The organism is Halopseudomonas sp. MFKK-1, assembly GCF_027474385.1.
Lineage (GTDB): Bacteria > Pseudomonadota > Gammaproteobacteria > Pseudomonadales > Pseudomonadaceae > Halopseudomonas > Halopseudomonas aestusnigri.
The window spans coordinates 1,035,561-1,051,329 of record NZ_CP114836.1 but is presented as its reverse complement, the minus strand read 5'-3'; the positions used below and the strand labels follow the sequence as shown (position 1 = coordinate 1,051,329).

Genomic DNA, 15,769 nt, shown 5'->3' with positions numbered 1-15,769 from the left:
CCACGCGGAGCGTGGGAACGATCAACGTCGGCCGTTACGACGGCTCTACCCGATGCTCGTAAGTGGCATTCAGGCGGGCGGTCAGGTATTCGGCACAGCTAATCGGCTCGTACTTCGGCGCTTCACCCGGGATCACGTCGCGAGGGTCGACGATGGAGTCGGGGTTCACTTCCAGGAAGAAGGCGATGGAGTAGCGTTCCTGCTCCGGCGGGCGTACGCGGTGCGGGGTGGAGACGTAGGTGTCGTTGCTCCAGCGCATCAGGCAGTCGCCGATGTTGCAGACGAAGGCGCCCGGTACGTGCGGGGCGTCGATCCATTGGCCTTGACGGGTCAGCACCTGCAGGCCGGCAACCTTGTCGGTGGCCAGCAGGGTGACGTTGCCGTAGTCGGTGTGGGCGCCGGCGCCACCGTCTTCGCGGTCGATCTGACCGGCGCTGGCGGGGTAGCGCAGCATCCGCAGGGTGGCGATGGGGCTGGTCAGGTGCTGAACGAAGAAGTCTTCCGGCAGGCCCAGATCAATCGCAAACCCCTTGTGGATCAGCCGGCCAAGGTTCAGGCAGCCGTCGAAGTAGCCGAGCATGGCTTCGCGCCAGCCATCGAGCGGTGGCCAGAAGTTGACGCCGCGGAAGGGTTTGCCGGCCAGTACGTCCGGGTGATCGGCCGGGAAGTCGGTGCCGATGTTGAAGGCTTCCTTCATGTCGGCACCTGCTTCCGGGTTGAGCTTTTCGTCGGCCATGGCGACGTAGCCGCGGTTGTGTGGCGACTTCTTGATCGACATTTCCTGCTTGGTTTCCAGCGGCAGCTCGAACACCCGTTTGGAGTTGGCGAACGCGCCAGCCATGACGTCTTCCGGGATGCCGTGGTCGATGGCGTAGAAGAAGCCGATTTCACGGCAGGCAACGCCCAGCTGGCGGGCGGTTTCGGCGCGGACGGCGGGGTCTTCGCTGTTCAGGCCAGCGACGGAGATAAGGGGTAGTGATTGCATGTGATGACTCCTGACTGCGTGCGTGCAGTCGCTTAAACCATAGACGTACGCAGGTGCGATATATCGCGACACTGCTGAAACAGCGCCAGCCCATGCTGTTGGGCCTCGCTGAGTACCTGTTGTTCGTTCACCCGGGTGGCGCGGCCGTTGGCGACCAGCTGCTGACCATCGACCCAGACCGCGGCGACGTTGCGGGCGTCGGCGGCAAAGACCAGATTCCACAGCAAATTGCCGCCCGCTGTATTGATCTCGGTCGGTGTCAGGTTGGGTTGCGCCAGATCGAGCAGCAGCAGATCCGCCTGTTTGCCGACTTCCAGCGAGCCGATGCGGTCACCGAGGCCCAAGGCGCGCGCGCCGTTGATGGTTGCCATGCGCAGGATCTGGTCGGCGGGCAGCACGGTGGCGTCCAGTCGGGTGGCCTTCTGGATCAGCGAGGCGAACTTCATTTCTTCGAACAGGCTGAGGCTGTTGTTGCAGACCGGGCCGTCGGTGCCGAGGCCGACGGTGATGCCGGCGGCGAGCATTTCCGGTACACGGGCCACGCCGCTGGCGAGCTTGGCGTTGCTGATCGGGCAGTGGGCGATGCTGGTGCCGGTATCGGCGATGCGCTTGATCTCGGCGTCGTTGAGCCACACGCAGTGGGCGATCAGGGTGCGCTCACCGAGGATGCCGTAGTGATCGAGCTGGGCAATCGAGCGACGGCCGAAGTGCGCCTTGACCGCGTCGTCCTCTTCCTTCTGCTCGCAGGCGTGGGTGTGAATACCAACACCGTATTCGGCTTGGCATTCCAGCGCTTCGCGGTAGGCGTCGGGTGTGCAGTAGAACAGGTGTTCCAGCCCCATCCAGACCTGAATGCGGCCGTTCTGTGCGCCGTGGTGGCTGTGGATCAGCGCGCGGTTTTCGGCGCGGGTGGCGAAGAAGTCCTTGCCGGGATCGTCGGCCACGTAGGGCGCGAGATTCACCCGCAGGCCGATCTCGCCAGCGGCATCGGCGCAGCGGTGCATGAAGCGGTACATGTCCATCACGCAGGTGGTGCCGCTTTTCAGCGCCTCCAGATAGCACAGACGTGCCGAGTGGAAGGCGTACTCCTCGGTCAGGGCGCGGTGTTCCAGCTGGTAGTAGGGCAGCCATTCCATCAGCTGCATGTTTTCGGTCACGCCGCGCATCAGGCTGGAATGGGAGTGGGCGTCGATCAGCCCCGGCAGCAGCGCGTGGCCGCTGGCGTCGATCACCGGCATGCCGGGCGGGATGATCAGCTCGTCGCTGGGGCCGACGGCGCTGATGCGCCCGTCCTCGACGATCAGGGTGCCGCGCGGGATGACGCGGTTGCCTGGGTCAACGGTAAAGATGGCTGCATCGTGCAGCGCAAAGTGGTTCATATGTACCTCATAGCAATCTGAACCGGGTTAGCGGTTCCGGACACTGTGACGGCACGGCGGGCACGGAATGCATCAGCGTGGCTGATGGTTTCCTCAGAGGCTGTCCGAGCGGAGCACAAGGGGTTGGTTAAGGGTTACTTCATCGCAATTGTTACCTGCACCACGGCGGTCGACGATCAGATAATCGGCGTCCGCAGTGACCGGCAGCAGTGGTGCATGCCAGGTTCCGGCATGGTAACTGATGCCCTGGTCGCCTGGCACGTAGAACGCGCGCACGGCGGATTCATCAAAGTCGCCGGGGGCGGCGACCACCGCATAAAACGCCGTGCCGTTGAGCGGCACAAAGGCCTGACTGCCCAGCGGATGGCGTTCCATCAGATTGATTTCCAGCGGCTCAAGCGGCTGGCCGCGGAAGATCGAGAAAATGCCTTCGGCACCCTCGCCCAGAAACTGCACCGTACCGAGCGCGTGGAAGCGCTGGGTGCGGCCGTTGTTGATCGGGAAGCTGTCGGCATCAACCGTGGAGATCACATCGCCGAACGGGGCGAAGGCCTCGCGGGTCAGTGGCTCGACGGTCAGTACGCGCGGGCTGCTCATACAACCGGTTTGCCGAACAGGCGCAGGCGACTGACGCCGCCATCGGGAATGATATTGAAGCGAATGTGCGTGATTGGGCCGAGATCGTTCAGTTCGGTGAACTGGTGGATGGCGTCGGCGGTCAGCGGCTGTTCGTCCATCAGGGTGTGCCAGAACATGCTCTGGGTGATCAGGCTCTTGGTGGTGCCCTGTTCAACGCAGGCGGCCTGGATCGAGCAGCGTGCCGGGAAGTTGCCCTTGAAGTGCGCGGTGTCGACTTCCACGTGCTCAATGAGGCCCTTGTGGCCGAGCTTGAGGATGCACCAGTCGTTGCCGGGCTCGCGGCGGCGGCGGGTTTCCCAGCCATCGCCCATGTCGGTGCCGCGGCCGGGGCGCAGCAGCTTGCGCGGCTCGCCGTAGTGGGCATCGCTCCAGGCCACCTGATTGCCGCCGTTTTCCAGCGCGATCAGGTTGATGGTCTGGCTGCTGTCGAGGTTCGACCAGTCGCAGTGCGGGGTGCCGTAGACGCGCAGGCGGGCGACGCCGCCGTCCGGGTACAGGTGCAGGCGCAGGTGGGTCCAGACCTGATCGGAGGTCAGTTCATGGAAGTGATGCGCGTTGCCGCCCAGCTCCACGGCAGCCAGCAGTTCGGTCCAGTCGCTGTCGTTGCTCGGTTCGGCGTCCGGGCTGTAGCAGGCTTCCAGCGAGACCGCCGGGGCGAAGTTGCCGGTGAAGAAGCTGGTGTCAAAGTCGACGCCCTGCAGGGTGCCGGCCAGCGCCAGTTTGATGATCGCGGTGTCGTGCCCGGTGGTGCGGCGGCGGCGGGTTTCCCAGCCATCCATCCACTTGCCGTTGTCGTCGTACAGGCCGGGGTAAAACGCCGCCGGTTCCGGGTTGAGCATGCGGATGCCGGGGGCAAAGAACTGGTCGGTCGCCCAGAGGAATTCAGCGCCAAGGCTGGCGTCGGCCAGGTTCAGGCCGGTCTTGGTAAACGCCGGGCCGTCGACGGCCGGGGCGATGATGGCGGTGCTCATGGTTAATCCTTGGCAGGCTGGTAAGGGTGCGTCTGTTTCCAGTGCCGCGCGATGTCGATGCGGCGGGTGATCCAGACCTTGTCGTGGCTCTGGATGTGATCAAGAAAGCGTTGCAGCGCGCGGAAGCGGCCGGGGCGGCCGACCAGGCGGCAGTGCAGACCGATCGACAGCATCTTGGGCGTTTCCGCGCCCTCGGCGTAGAGCACGTCGAAGGCATCCTTTAGGTACTGGAGGAACTGCTCGCCGCTGTTGAAGCCACCGGCGATGGCAAAGCGCATGTCGTTGGTGTCCAGCGCGTAGGGCACAACCAGGTGCGGCTGCGGGCCGGCGCCGGCGTCGACCGTGGTCCAGAACGGCAGGTCGTCGCCGTAGTAATCGCTGTCGTACTCGAAGCCACCGGCCTCGACCACCAGCCGGCGGGTATTCGGGCTGTCGCGGCCGGTGTACCAGCCGAGCGGTGGCTGGCCGGTCAGTGCGGTGTGCAGCTCGATAGCCTGCTGCATGTGCTCGCGCTCGCGCGCTTCGCTCATGTCCTGATAGTGAATCCAGCGCAGGCCGTGGCAGGCGATCTCGTGGCCGTCTTCGATAAAGGCGCGGACCATGTCCGGGTGGCGCTGCATGGCCATGCTGACGCCAAATACGGTCAGCGGCAGGCCGCGCTGGCGAAACTCGCGCAGGATGCGCCAGGCACCGGCGCGCGAGCCGTATTCGTAGAGTGATTCCATGCTCATGTGGCGGTCGGCAAAGGCCTGCGCGCCAATGATGTCGGAGAGGAAGACTTCCGAGTGACTGTCGCCATGCAGCACACAGTTCTCGCCGCCCTCTTCGTAGTTCAGCACGAACTGCACGGCGATGCGTGCCTGCCCCGGCCAGTTGGCCTTGGGCGGCTCGGCACCGTAGCCGATCAGATCACGCGGGTAGTGCGAATTGCTCATTTCTTGGGTACCTCGAGGCCGCAGCCGCGAAGAATGATGTCGGTAAGGAAGTCGGCCACGCGGTCGAAGTCCTGCTTCTCGTATTCGGCCTTGTTTTCCACCATCAGCACCTGCACCTGGAAGTCGGCGTAGTGCTGGGTTGAGGACCAGATCAGGAAGATCAGCTGCACCGGGTCTACCGGCGCCATGCGGCCCTGATCAATCCACTGCTGCATGACCCCGGCGCGGCCGCGCACCCATTCGCGCATGTTGGTGCGCAGGTGGGTCATCAAAAAAGGGGCGCCCTGGATGATTTCCATGGCAAACAGACGGGAGGCCAGCGGATACAGGCGGGCCATCTCGACCTTGGCGCGGATAAAACTGGCGAGCGCCTCGGCGGGGTCGTCGTCGACGGTCACGCTGGAGAACACGGCGTTCCAGCGCGCAAGAATATCGTCGAACATGGCTGCGTAGATCTTCTTCTTGTTGCTGAAGTAGTACAGCACGTTCGATTTGGGCAGTTCGGCCCGTTCGGCAATGTTCTGAATGGTGGCGCCGCGAAAACCGTGCAGGGCAAATTCCTGCTCGGCGGCCGCCAGAATGATTTCGTGGTTACGCTCGCGGATGCGACCGGGTCGGTAGGTCTTGGATGCGCTTTTGTTTGTCATCTGTTCCATCGCCTTTACACCATTGCAGGGGTTCGACCATCACGGCCGAACCCCCATTGCCGTGATCAGAAGTGGAATTTCACCAGCGCACTGACCGCGTTTTCGGTTTCCATTACATCGTCGTTCAGACCGTACTTGTTGTTCCAGTACGAGTATTCGATACCTGCGTAGAGCACGCCCGGCTTGCCACGGTAGTTACCCAGGTCCAGCTTCAGCTGCGGGTTGAAGTGGAAGTCGGACTTGTGATCGTCTTCCGCTGTGGACCAGTCGATATAGCCGTCGAACAGGATACGGGTGCTGCCAAATTCCATCGCCTTGCCCCAGACGACGGTGGTTTGATAATCGTCAGAGGTTTCGCTGTTGTCTACATAGTAGAAACGGGTGCCGACGTACATAAAGCCCGGGATGTTCCAGTCGATACCCGGACCAACCATGTAGTTGTTGACGTTGGTGCCGCCGCCAAATTCGTACTGAGCGGACAGGGTGTAGTCCTTGATCAGGCCGCCGCCCAGCTTGCTGCCGGTCAGCCAGCTCAGGCTCAGGTTAGGCGCGAATTCACCGTACAGATCGTCAGAATCGGTGTCTTTTCCGTGACCCTGGTTACGGTCAACGAAGAAGAAGGTGCTGCCCCAGTCGTGACCGCTGGCGTTCTCGAAGGTAAAGAACGTCTGCGAGGTCTTCTTGCCGGCGCCGTCGAAGTTAACGCGGGCGTAGTCATCGCTGTACAGGACAGAGATGCTGGAGTCGGAGAAATACTTCTCAGCGTAGGCGCTCGGTACAAAGGCGCCTGCGATGCAAGCGGCGATCAGCGTTTTTTGCAGTGTGCTCATATTCAATGCTTCCTGGAATCAGTGATTTAGTTTTGATTGGCATAGTGGGTGCTCAAGTTATTTGCTCGGCCTATAGGGTTGGCCGATTGATAGGGGTGTGTTGAGGCGGGTCCGCGCGGGATTCCACGACAACAACACCAAAACGATGATGGTGACGACATAGGGCAGCATGGCCAGCAGCTCCGTTGAGCTGTTCCAGCCGAGCCCCTGCAGCACCAGGTGCAAGATGCTGGCGGCGCCGAACAGGTAGGCGCCGAGCAGCACACGCTCGGGTTTCCAGGTAGCGAACACCACCAGGGCCAGCGCGATCCAGCCGCGACCGGCAGTCATGTTTTCGGTCCACATCGGGGTGTAGGCCAGCGACAGGTAGGCGCCCGCCAGGCCGGCCATGGCGCCGCCGAAGGCCACCGCCATGTAACGCACCGGCAGCACTTTCAGACCGTTGGCATTGGCCGCTTCCGGGGACTCGCCGACGGCGCGCAGAACCAGGCCGCCGCGGCTGTATTTGAGGAAGCAGAACACCAGCGCGAAGATCAGCAGCGAGCCGTAGACCAGCAGGTCCTGGTTGAACAGCACCTGGCCGATGACCGGGATGTCCGACAGCAGCGGAATGGCGATCTTGTCAAAGCCGTCGATCGACTGACCGACAAAGCCTGCGCCGACGAAGGAGCTCAGGCCGATACCGAAGATGGTCAGTGCCAGGCCGGCGGCATACTGGTTGGCCGCCAGGGTAATGGCCATCAGCGCAAACAGCATGGCCATCAGCACACCACCGAGCATGGCAGCGAGCACGCCCATGCTCAGGCTGCCGGTCGAGGTGGCGGCGATAAAGCCGATCACCGCGCCCATCAGCATCATGCCTTCCTGGCCGAGGTTGAGAACGCCTGAGCGTTCGCACACCAGCTCGCCCAGGGCGACCAGCAGCAACGGGGTGCCGGCGACCACGGTCGCGGCCAGTACGTTGGTAATCAGTACGCTGTCCATATCAGGCCTCTCCTGCCACGGCCTTGGGGGCCCGACGAATGCGAATGCGGTAGTGAATAAAGGCGTCACAGGTCAGCAGGTAGAACAGCAGCAGCCCCTGGAACAGTCCGGTGATCGCCTTGGGCAGGGCCATGGCTATCTGCAGCATCTCGCCGCCCATGAAGGTCAGCGCCAGCAGCGCGGCTGCCAGCACGATGCCGACCGCCTGCATGCGTCCGAGGAACACCACGATGATCGCGGTGTAGCCGTAGCCGGGTGACACCTGCGGCACCAGCTGGCCGAGCGGGCCGGTCACCTCCGACGCGCCCGCCAGACCGGCCAGACCACCGGCCAGAATGAACGCCAGCAGGGTCAGACGCTTGGCCGGGAAGCCGGCGAAGGCGGCGGCGCGCTCGTCCTGACCGAGGACCTTGAGCTGGAACCCGATAAAGGTGCGGGCAAACAGCACGCCGACCGCCACCGCTGCCAGCAGACCGAACAGCAGGCCGATATGCAGGCGGGTATCAGGGATCAGCTTGGGCAGCAGGGCGGCTGCAGCAAACATCTCCGACTGCGGGAAGCCAAACCCGTACGGGTCCTTCAGCGGACCGTGAACCGCGTACAGCAGCAGGTTCAGGGCGATGTAGTTGAGCATGATGGTGGTCAGGATCTCGTTGCAGTGGAACTGCGTTTTCAGCAGCCCCGCCAGCAGCGCCCAGACTGCGCCGGCTACGATGCCGGCAATCAGCACCAGCGGCAGCACCCAGGGGCCGCTCTGGCCGCCCAGTTGCAGGGCCACCACGCTGGCCCACAGCGCGCCCATCAGAAAGTGCCCCTCGGCACCGATATTCCACAGCTTGGCCCGGTAGCAGATGGTCAGGCCGGCGGCGCACAGCAGCAGCGGTGCCATCTTCAGGCCCAGCTCGGCCCAGCCGTGGGTATCGCTCAGCGGGGTCAGGAAGAAGAAGGTCAGACCTTCCACCGGGTCCTTGCCGAGGGCCATGAAAATGCCCATGCCGGTGATGATGGTGAGGACCAGAGCCAGCAACGGGGATGCCCATTGCATGGCCCGGGAGTCGACGGCGCGACGCTCAAGCGACAGCATGGGAAACCTCCGAAGGTGCAGCGCTGGGGAAATCACCGGCCATCCACTGGCCGAGTTGTTCAATGGTCAGGTCACTGGTGTTGACCAGCGGCGACAGCCGGCCGGCGCAGATCGCGCCCATGCGGCCACAGAGCTGGAACAGTTCGTCCAGATCCTCCGAGATCAGCAGTACCGCAGCGCCCTCGTCACGCAGCCGCACCAGCGCCTCGTGGATGGCCACTGCCGAGCCGACGTCAACGCCCCAGGTCGGGTGCGAGGCAACCAGCAGCTTGGGTTGCTGCATGGCTTCACGGCCGATGATGAATTTCTGCAGGTTGCCGCCGGACAGGCTGGTGGCATGGCTGTCGATGCTGGCGGTGCGTACACCAAAGGCATCGACGATACGGCTGGCGTAGTCGCGCACCTTGTTCAGCGCCACCCAGCCCTTGTTCACCATACCTTCGCCGTAGGCGGTCAGCAGGCTGTTGTCGACCAGCGACATGGATGGCACCGCACCACGGCCGAGGCGTTCTTCCGGCACCACCGCGACGCCGAGGCGGCGGCGCAGACCCGGCTTGGCCTGACCGATCGCCACGCCGCTGAGGGTGATGCTGTCGTTGCTGACCAGCGCTTCGCCCGACAGCGCGCGCAGCAGCTCGTCCTGACCGTTACCGGCCACGCCGGCGATGCCGACGATCTCGCCGGCGCGCAGGCTCATGCACAGGTCCTGCAGGCTGGTGCCGAACGGGTCGCTGGTGCGGTAGTTCAGGTGGCTGACGTTCAGCAGCACTTCGCCGGGCGCGCGCGGCTCAACACGGGTCGACAGCGGGGTTTCATTGCCGACCATCATGCGGGCGATGTCGTCGGTGCTCACTTCGGCCGGATTGCACTCGCCGGTCACCCGGCCCTGGCGCAGCACGGTGGCGCGGTGGCACAGGTCGCGCACTTCCTGCAGCTTGTGGCTGATAAACAGAATGCTGCAGCCCTCGTGCGACAGCTGGCGCAGGGTGCGGAACAGGGTTTCGACCTCCTGCGGCGTCAGCACCGAGGTCGGCTCGTCCAGAATCAGCAGAGAGCTTTCCTGAATCAGGCAGCGCACGATTTCGACGCGCTGGCGTTCGCCAATCGACAGGGTGTTGACGTAACGGCGCGGATCCAGCGCCATGCCGTAATGCTCGGAGACCTCGCTGATGCGCGCCTCCAGCTTGCGCCGGTCGCGGGCCTGATCGGCTGGCAGGCTGAGCGCGATGTTTTCGGCGACAGTCAGGGTTTCAAACAGGGAAAAATGCTGGAAAACCATGCCGATGCCCAGTTCGCGGGCATGGGCAGGACCCTGCAGGGTCAGCGGGTGGCCATTCCAGGTGATGCTGCCGGCGTCGGGCTGGATGACGCCGTAGATGATCTTCATCAGGGTGCTCTTGCCGGCGCCATTCTCGCCGAGCAGGGCATGGATTTCGCCTGCGTTGACTGTGAGCTGGACGCCATCGTTCGCCCGGCATCCCGGGTACTCCTTGACGATGTGTTCCAGCTTCAGGCGTTCTGCGGTTGCCATTCAGTTTCCTCTATAGGCGCTTTGCCGGCGATTCAGGGTGACCGGCCGGGCAACGCCCTATTTAATAACTGACCAATCAATCAACATTTGCAACGACAGCAATTTGCTTGCCAAAACCGGAAAAAGTATAAAAAACATATTTTTCGGACTAGTTGGTCAAGTTTTTGCAAATCTACGCTCAGAGCCTGTGTGCGCCGTTGTGCGGCGCTGAGCCTGAACACCGCCTGAAACGGGCCAAACTGCGGATAGAGCGGAGACGAACGTGATTGAGTTCTACCTGAATGGTCAGCCGGAAAAACTTGACCGAGCTGACCCAAACATGAGCATTCTTGACTGGCTGCGCACCAAAAAGCGGCTTAGCGGCACCAAGGAAGGATGCGCATCCGGCGACTGCGGGGCTTGCACCGTACTGATCGGCAGCCCCTCGGCCGACGGCGGGCTGCATTATACGGCAATCAACAGCTGCATCAGCCTGGTCGGTTCGCTGCACGGTAAACATCTGATCAGCGTTGACGCCCTGCAGGCTGATAACGCCCATCCGGTGCAGACCGCGATGGTCGAATGCAGCGGCTCGCAATGCGGGTTCTGTACGCCGGGCTTCATCATGTCGATGGTTGGCCTGCACCAGCAGGTAGCCGGCAAGAACGGCAGCGCCAGCGAGCATCAGTTGATGGAAGCACTGGCCGGCAACCTTTGTCGCTGCACCGGTTATCGGCCGATTATCGAGGCCGGCCGGCGCACCCTGGTGGATGCGGTGCAGCACTGGGATGGTGCTGCGCTGTTCGAGCCGGCGCCGGCCGGGCAGTTCGCCGCGACCCGTTCCACTGCGGCCAGCCTGCAGGACGACGAGGGCAAGCGCTTCGACGCGCCGGTCGAGCTGAGTGAACTGCGCAGCCTGCTGGCGGCCAATCCGGATGCCCGTCTAGTCGCCGGCAGCACCGATCTGGCGCTGGAAATCACCCAGCAGTTGAAGGTGCTGCCGCAACTGGTCTCGGTCGAGCAGATCACCGAACTGCATGCCGTGGAATGTGACGAGCAAAATCTGACCATCGGGTCGGCTGCGACCTACAGCGAGTTCGGAGCGACTCTCAGTGCCGACTGGCCGGCCTTTGCGCCGATGCTCGAACGCCTCGGTTCGCTGCAGATCCGTAACCGTGGCACCCTCGGCGGGAATATCGGTAACGCTTCGCCCATCGGTGACATGCCGCCACCGCTGATTGCCCTGGGTGCCGACATTCAGCTCGACAGTGAAAATGGCGAGCGCTGGATTGCGCTGCAAGACTTCTTCGTGGACTACAAGAAAACCGTGCTGGCGCCGGGCGAGTTCATCCGCGCGGTGCGGGTGCCGCGTCCACAGGCCAACGAAAAACTGTTCATCTACAAGATTTCCAAGCGGCTGGATGACGATATTTCTGCGGTGCTGGGCGCCTTCTGGCTGCAGTTCGACGGCGATACCGTCGGTGACTGCCGGCTGGCCTTCGGTGGCATGGCCGGCATTCCCAAGCGTGCAGCGGGCGCCGAGGCGGCGTTGCGTGGTGCCCGGTTCGATGAAACGGCGGTGGCCGCTGCGCAGGCGGCGCTGGCAACCGACTTCACGCCGCTGTCCGATGTGCGCGCCTCGGCCAGCTACCGCACCACGGTAGCCGGCAACCTGCTGCTGCGCGCCCTGTATGAATTCCGCGCCGGCGATGCCGGCAAGGCCCAGCTGATGGTGACCGACTATGCGTAAACTGCCCCGTGATGTACCCCGTCCGAGTGGCCAGCCGCTCGGTGTTGCCGGTCAGAGCACCCTGCACGAAAGCGCCTGGCTGCATGTAACCGGCACCGCCCGTTATATCGACGACCTGCTCGAGCCCGAAGGCCTGCTGCACGCAGCGGTGGGTCACAGCGCCCGGCCGCATGCGCGTATCACCAGACTCAATCTGGAAGCCGTGCGTGCCTACCCCGGCGTGGTTGCCGTATTCACCATGGCCGACGTACCCGGTCACACCGACATCGGCCCGGTGTTCCCGGGTGATCCGGTGCTGGCGGGTGAGGTGGTCGAGCATATCGGCCAGCCGATCTTTGCCGTCGCTGCGACCAGTCACACCGCCGCGCGCAAGGCAGCGAAGCTGGCCGAGGTCGAATACGAGGATCTGCCGGCCATCTTTGATACCCGCGAGGCACTGGCCAAACAGTTCTTCGTCCGCCCGAGTCACACCCAGCAGCGCGGTGATCCGGATGCTGCGCTGGCGGCTGCACCGCACCGCCTGCAGGGTGAGATCAACGTCGGCGGGCAGGAACACTTTTACCTGGAAGGCCAGGCCTGCTTGGCGCTGCCACAGGAAGACGGCGGCATGTTTGTGCACACCTCCAGCCAGCACCCGGCCGAAGTGCAGAAGCTGGTCGCCGAGGTGCTGGGCATCCCGCTGCACGCGGTGACCGCCTCGGTGCGGCGCATGGGTGGCGGCTTTGGCGGCAAGGAAACCCAGGCCGCGCCGGTGGCCTGCGTCGCCGCCTTGTTGGCCAATGCCACCAAGCGCCCGGTGAAGTACCGTCTTTCGCGCCCGGATGACATGGTGCAGACCGGCAAGCGCCACGACTTTTACAACACCTACGACATCGGCTTTGACGAGCAGGGCGTAATTCAGGGCGCCGAGATCATGGTGGCCGGCCGCTGCGGCTTCTCGCCGGACCTGTCCAACGCCATTGTCGAGCGGGCGATGTTCCACTCCGACAACGCCTACTACCTGGATCAGGCGCGGGTCACCGGCCACTGCTGCAAGACCCACACGGTCTCCAACACCGCCTTCCGCGGCTTTGGCGGCCCGCAGGGCATGATGGTGATCGAACAGGCGGTGGATGACATTGCCCGCCATCTGCGTCTGGACCCGCTGGAGGTGCGTAAGCGCAATCTCTACCGCGCAGGCCGCGATACCACCCATTACGGCCAGACCATCACCCATCACGTACTGCCGGAATTGATCAGTCAGCTGGAAACCAGCGCCGACTATCAGGCCCGCCGCGCCGAGATTACCGCCTTCAACCGCCAGAGCCCGGTGCTCAAGCGTGGGCTGGCGCTGACCCCGGTCAAGTTCGGCATCTCGTTCACCGCCAAGCACCTCAATCAGGCGGGCGCGCTGGTGCTGATCTATACCGACGGCAGCTTGCAGGTGAACCACGGCGGCACCGAGATGGGTCAGGGCCTGTACATCAAGATCGCGCAGGTGGTTGCTGCGGCGTTCCAGATCGATGTCGATAAGGTCAAGGTGACTGCGACCCGCACCGACAAGGTGCCCAATGCCTCGCCGACCGCCGCCTCCTCCGGCTCGGATCTGAACGGCATGGCCGCGCTGGACGCCTGCGAGAAGATCAAGGCGCGGCTGGTTACCTTTGGCGCCGAGCTGTTCGGCTGCGAAGAAGCGCAGGTGCGCTTCGAGAACAACCAGGTGGTCGCCGGTGACGCCCGGATGGACTGGGGCGACTTCATCCAGAAGGCCTATCTGAATCGGGTGTCGCTGTCGTCCTCCGGCTTCTATGCGACTCCGAATATCTACTACGACCACGCCAAGGGTCAGGGCCATCCGTTCCTGTATTACGCCAACGGTGCGGCCTGCTCCGAGGTGGTACTCGATACCCTGACCGGCGAATACCGCGTGCTGCGTACCGACATCCTGCACGATGCCGGCCAGTCGCTGAACCCGGACATTGATATCGGCCAGATCGAGGGCGGCTTCGTTCAGGGCATGGGCTGGCTGACCACCGAGGAGCTGGTCTACAGCGATAACGGCCGGCTGCTGACCACCGGACCCGCGACCTACAAGATCCCGGCAATTTCCGATACGCCGCCGGATCTGCGCGTCAAGCTGCTGGCCAACAGCCCGAACAAGGAAGCCACCGTGTTCCGCTCCAAGGCGGTCGGCGAGCCGCCGCTGATGCTCGGCATTGCGGTCTGGAGCGCGCTGCGCGATGCGGTCGCCAGCATCAACGAGGGCTGCTACTGTCCGCCGCTGGATACCCCGGCCACGCCCGAGCGCATGCTCAATGCCGTCAGCGCCGCGAAGGCCTGGCAGGCCGCGCAGCAGGAGGCCGTGTCATGAACAGAAACCTGCGCTGGTTCGAGGCGGTCGCCGACTGCGAGCAGCGCGGCGAGCCCTATGTGCTGGTGACCGTGGTTGGCGTCACTGGCTCGGTGCCGCGTGAGCCGTCGAGCAAGATGGTGATTACCGGCGAACACACCTGGGACACCATCGGTGGCGGTCATCTGGAGTATCTGGTGACCGCCCGGGCCCGCGAGCAGCTGGCCGCCAGCCGTTTCGAGACGGTGCTGGAGCACTTCCCGCTGGGCGCTTCGCTGGGCCAGTGCTGCGGCGGCAGCGTCTCGGTGCTGCTCGAAGGCCAGCCCGGCAGTGATGCGCAACTGGTGGTGTTTGGCGCCGGCCACGTGGCGCAGGCGCTGATGGCGATCATGGGCCAGCTGCCCTGGCAGGTGACGCTGGTGGATTCCCGCGCCGAGGTGTTCCCGGCTGACCTGGCGCCGAATATCAGGGCGCTGCACAGCGACGATCCGGTCGGCGATGCCCCGGTGCTGTGCCGTGGCCGCCATGTGCTGATCCTGACCCACAATCACCAGCTCGACTACGACCTGTGCCGCGCCCTGCTGGACGCCGGCGATGCTGCCTCGATCGGCCTGATCGGCTCGCAGACCAAGGCCGACCGCTTCCGTCAGCGGCTGGCCCATCGCGGCTACAGCGACGAGCAGATCGCCCGAATTCGCTGCCCGGTCGGCCGCAGCGACGTACCCGGCAAGCGACCGATGGAAGTGGCCGTATCGATCAGCGCCGAGCTGCTGTCGTTCGGCACCGCCAGCCAGAGCCGTGGCCCGCGCCGCGGGGTCAGCTGGCCGCAATTGCGAGATTTGATGAAACACGAGCCTGAAACACCGCAACAGCCGGTGGAGACAAAATGACCCTGGAACAGCTGAACACCCTGCCTGAAGATGAGGCGCTGGCGGTCTTTCGTGACTGCTGCGCCGCCGACGCCTGGGCGCGCCCTATGGTTGCCGCCCGCCCCTACCACAGTGCCGAAGCGCTGCATGGCACGGCCCGAGCGCTCTGGCCCAATCTGCACGAGGCCGACTGGCTGGTCGCCTTTGAAGCACACCCGAAGATCGGTGACATCAAGAGCCTGAAGGCCAAGTACGCCAGCACCGAAGCGCTGGCCAGCGGCGAGCAGGCCGGTGCGCGCGTTGCGCCCGATGCGGTACTGCAGCGCCTGAAGGATGGCAACGACGCCTATCTGCACAAATTCGGCTTTATCTTCATCGTCTGCGCCACCGGCAAGAGCGCCGAACAGATGCTTGAGCTGCTGGAGCAACGCCTGCCCAACAGCCGCGAGCAGGAACTGCGCATCGCCGCCGAAGAGCAGGCCAAGATCACCCACATTCGTCTGGACAAGCTGCTATGAGCAAGAGCCCGATTACCACCCATATTCTCGACCTCGGCAGCGGCAAGCCCGCCGCCGGCGTGCGTATCACCCTTGAGCAGCAACAGGGCGACAGCTGGGTCACCTTGGCCAGTGCCGAGACCGACGCCGATGGTCGCGTGCTGAACGGCTTCGGCAGCGAAGCGGTCGCCGGTGTCTACCGCCTGACCTTCGACACCGACGGCTATTACGCGGCCCAGGGCCTGCGCTGTTTTTACCCGCAGGTCACCATCGCCTTCCGCCTGGACGATGTGCAGGCCCATTACCACGTGCCGCTGCTGCTCAACCAGTGGGGCTATTCGACCTACCGGGGGAGCTAGG

15 protein-coding genes are annotated in these 15,769 nt (G+C 63.9%); 5 read left to right on the top strand and 10 right to left on the bottom strand.

Annotated elements, in window-relative coordinates; translation table 11 throughout:
• Positions 1–34: 34 nt before the first annotated feature.
• The 10 genes from O5O48_RS04735 to O5O48_RS04690 form a co-directional block, all read right to left on the bottom strand.
• Positions 35–985 carry an isopenicillin N synthase family dioxygenase gene (locus O5O48_RS04735; protein ID WP_269688306.1) on the bottom strand — a complete coding sequence of 317 codons (951 nt, stop codon included), beginning with the start codon at positions 983–985 and terminating at the stop codon, positions 35–37.
• A 32-nt stretch (positions 986–1,017) separates the two neighbouring features.
• Positions 1,018–2,364 (bottom strand): amidohydrolase family protein, encoded by a 1,347-nt coding sequence (locus O5O48_RS04730; protein WP_269688305.1) that lies wholly within the window; start codon positions 2,362–2,364, stop codon positions 1,018–1,020.
• 93 nt (positions 2,365–2,457) lie between these two features.
• Positions 2,458–2,961, bottom strand: a complete 504-nt coding sequence (locus tag O5O48_RS04725; RefSeq protein WP_269688304.1) for an ureidoglycolate lyase — start codon at positions 2,959–2,961, stop codon at positions 2,458–2,460.
• A complete protein-coding gene (alc, locus tag O5O48_RS04720; RefSeq protein WP_269688303.1) occupies positions 2,958–3,974 on the bottom strand; it encodes an allantoicase in 1,017 nt (338 codons plus the stop codon). Before alc ends, O5O48_RS04725 begins: the two co-directional genes overlap by 4 nt.
• Positions 3,975–3,976: 2 nt before the next feature.
• Entirely contained in the window at positions 3,977–4,909 is a 933-nt protein-coding gene (gene puuE, locus O5O48_RS04715) for an allantoinase PuuE (RefSeq protein WP_269688302.1), read from the bottom strand.
• Positions 4,906–5,556 carry a TetR/AcrR family transcriptional regulator gene (locus O5O48_RS04710; RefSeq protein ID WP_147811338.1) on the bottom strand — a complete coding sequence of 217 codons (651 nt, stop codon included), beginning with the start codon at positions 5,554–5,556 and terminating at the stop codon, positions 4,906–4,908. Before O5O48_RS04710 ends, puuE begins: the two co-directional genes overlap by 4 nt.
• 65 nt (positions 5,557–5,621) lie before the next feature.
• On the bottom strand, positions 5,622–6,386 hold the full coding sequence (locus O5O48_RS04705) for an outer membrane protein OmpK (protein ID WP_088277928.1): 765 nt from the start codon (positions 6,384–6,386) through the stop codon (positions 5,622–5,624).
• Between the two features lie 57 nt (positions 6,387–6,443).
• Positions 6,444–7,370, bottom strand: a complete 927-nt coding sequence (locus O5O48_RS04700; protein WP_228247627.1) for an ABC transporter permease — start codon at positions 7,368–7,370, stop codon at positions 6,444–6,446.
• Position 7,371: 1 nt separating this feature from the next.
• Positions 7,372–8,454, bottom strand: coding sequence for an ABC transporter permease (locus tag O5O48_RS04695; RefSeq protein ID WP_147811335.1), 1,083 nt, complete (start codon positions 8,452–8,454; stop codon positions 7,372–7,374).
• Positions 8,441–9,985 (bottom strand): ABC transporter ATP-binding protein, encoded by a 1,545-nt coding sequence (locus tag O5O48_RS04690; protein ID WP_269688301.1) that lies wholly within the window; start codon positions 9,983–9,985, stop codon positions 8,441–8,443. Before O5O48_RS04690 ends, O5O48_RS04695 begins: the two co-directional genes overlap by 14 nt.
• A gap of 262 nt (positions 9,986–10,247) precedes the next feature.
• Here O5O48_RS04690 and xdhA point away from each other — a divergent pair, with 262 nt between their 5' ends.
• Genes xdhA through uraH form a run of 5 tightly spaced genes read left to right on the top strand, consistent with a single transcriptional unit; the run spans position 10,248 to position 15,768 of the window.
• On the top strand, positions 10,248–11,714 hold the full coding sequence (gene xdhA, locus O5O48_RS04685) for a xanthine dehydrogenase small subunit (protein WP_338212550.1): 1,467 nt from the start codon (positions 10,248–10,250) through the stop codon (positions 11,712–11,714).
• The gene (gene xdhB, locus O5O48_RS04680) at positions 11,707–14,064 is read left to right on the top strand and encodes a xanthine dehydrogenase molybdopterin binding subunit (protein ID WP_269688300.1); all 2,358 of its coding nucleotides are present in this window, start codon (positions 11,707–11,709) and stop codon (positions 14,062–14,064) included. The genes xdhA and xdhB overlap by 8 nt, the downstream gene beginning before the upstream one ends.
• A complete protein-coding gene (gene xdhC, locus O5O48_RS04675; protein ID WP_269688299.1) occupies positions 14,061–14,933 on the top strand; it encodes a xanthine dehydrogenase accessory protein XdhC in 873 nt (290 codons plus the stop codon). Before xdhB ends, xdhC begins: the two co-directional genes overlap by 4 nt.
• Complete coding sequence (uraD, locus tag O5O48_RS04670; protein ID WP_088277914.1) at positions 14,930–15,430, top strand: 2-oxo-4-hydroxy-4-carboxy-5-ureidoimidazoline decarboxylase; 501 nt, start codon at positions 14,930–14,932, stop codon at positions 15,428–15,430. Before xdhC ends, uraD begins: the two co-directional genes overlap by 4 nt.
• Positions 15,427–15,768 (top strand): hydroxyisourate hydrolase, encoded by a 342-nt coding sequence (gene uraH / locus O5O48_RS04665; protein ID WP_083728547.1) that lies wholly within the window; start codon positions 15,427–15,429, stop codon positions 15,766–15,768. Before uraD ends, uraH begins: the two co-directional genes overlap by 4 nt.
• Position 15,769 lies beyond the last annotated feature (1 nt).

Excerpts from the sequence above, each read along its gene's own strand:
- O5O48_RS04695 (WP_147811335.1), bottom strand. The coding sequence starts at position 8,454 with ATGCTGTCGCTTGAGCGTCGCGCCGTCGACTCCCGGGCCATGCAATGG.
- O5O48_RS04735 (WP_269688306.1), bottom strand. The coding sequence starts at position 985 with ATGCAATCACTACCCCTTATCTCCGTCGCTGGCCTGAACAGCGAAGAC.
- O5O48_RS04710 (WP_147811338.1), bottom strand. The coding sequence starts at position 5,556 with ATGACAAACAAAAGCGCATCCAAGACCTACCGACCCGGTCGCATCCGC.
- xdhB (WP_269688300.1), top strand. The coding sequence starts at position 11,707 with ATGCGTAAACTGCCCCGTGATGTACCCCGTCCGAGTGGCCAGCCGCTC.
- O5O48_RS04730 (WP_269688305.1), bottom strand. The coding sequence starts at position 2,364 with ATGAACCACTTTGCGCTGCACGATGCAGCCATCTTTACCGTTGACCCA.
- puuE (WP_269688302.1), bottom strand. The coding sequence starts at position 4,909 with ATGAGCAATTCGCACTACCCGCGTGATCTGATCGGCTACGGTGCCGAG.
- O5O48_RS04725 (WP_269688304.1), bottom strand. The coding sequence starts at position 2,961 with ATGAGCAGCCCGCGCGTACTGACCGTCGAGCCACTGACCCGCGAGGCC.
- O5O48_RS04700 (WP_228247627.1), bottom strand. The coding sequence starts at position 7,370 with ATGGACAGCGTACTGATTACCAACGTACTGGCCGCGACCGTGGTCGCC.
- xdhC (WP_269688299.1), top strand. The coding sequence starts at position 14,061 with ATGAACAGAAACCTGCGCTGGTTCGAGGCGGTCGCCGACTGCGAGCAG.
- uraH (WP_083728547.1), top strand. The coding sequence starts at position 15,427 with ATGAGCAAGAGCCCGATTACCACCCATATTCTCGACCTCGGCAGCGGC.
- alc (WP_269688303.1), bottom strand. The coding sequence starts at position 3,974 with ATGAGCACCGCCATCATCGCCCCGGCCGTCGACGGCCCGGCGTTTACC.
- uraD (WP_088277914.1), top strand. The coding sequence starts at position 14,930 with ATGACCCTGGAACAGCTGAACACCCTGCCTGAAGATGAGGCGCTGGCG.
- O5O48_RS04690 (WP_269688301.1), bottom strand. The coding sequence starts at position 9,985 with ATGGCAACCGCAGAACGCCTGAAGCTGGAACACATCGTCAAGGAGTAC.
- O5O48_RS04705 (WP_088277928.1), bottom strand. The coding sequence starts at position 6,386 with ATGAGCACACTGCAAAAAACGCTGATCGCCGCTTGCATCGCAGGCGCC.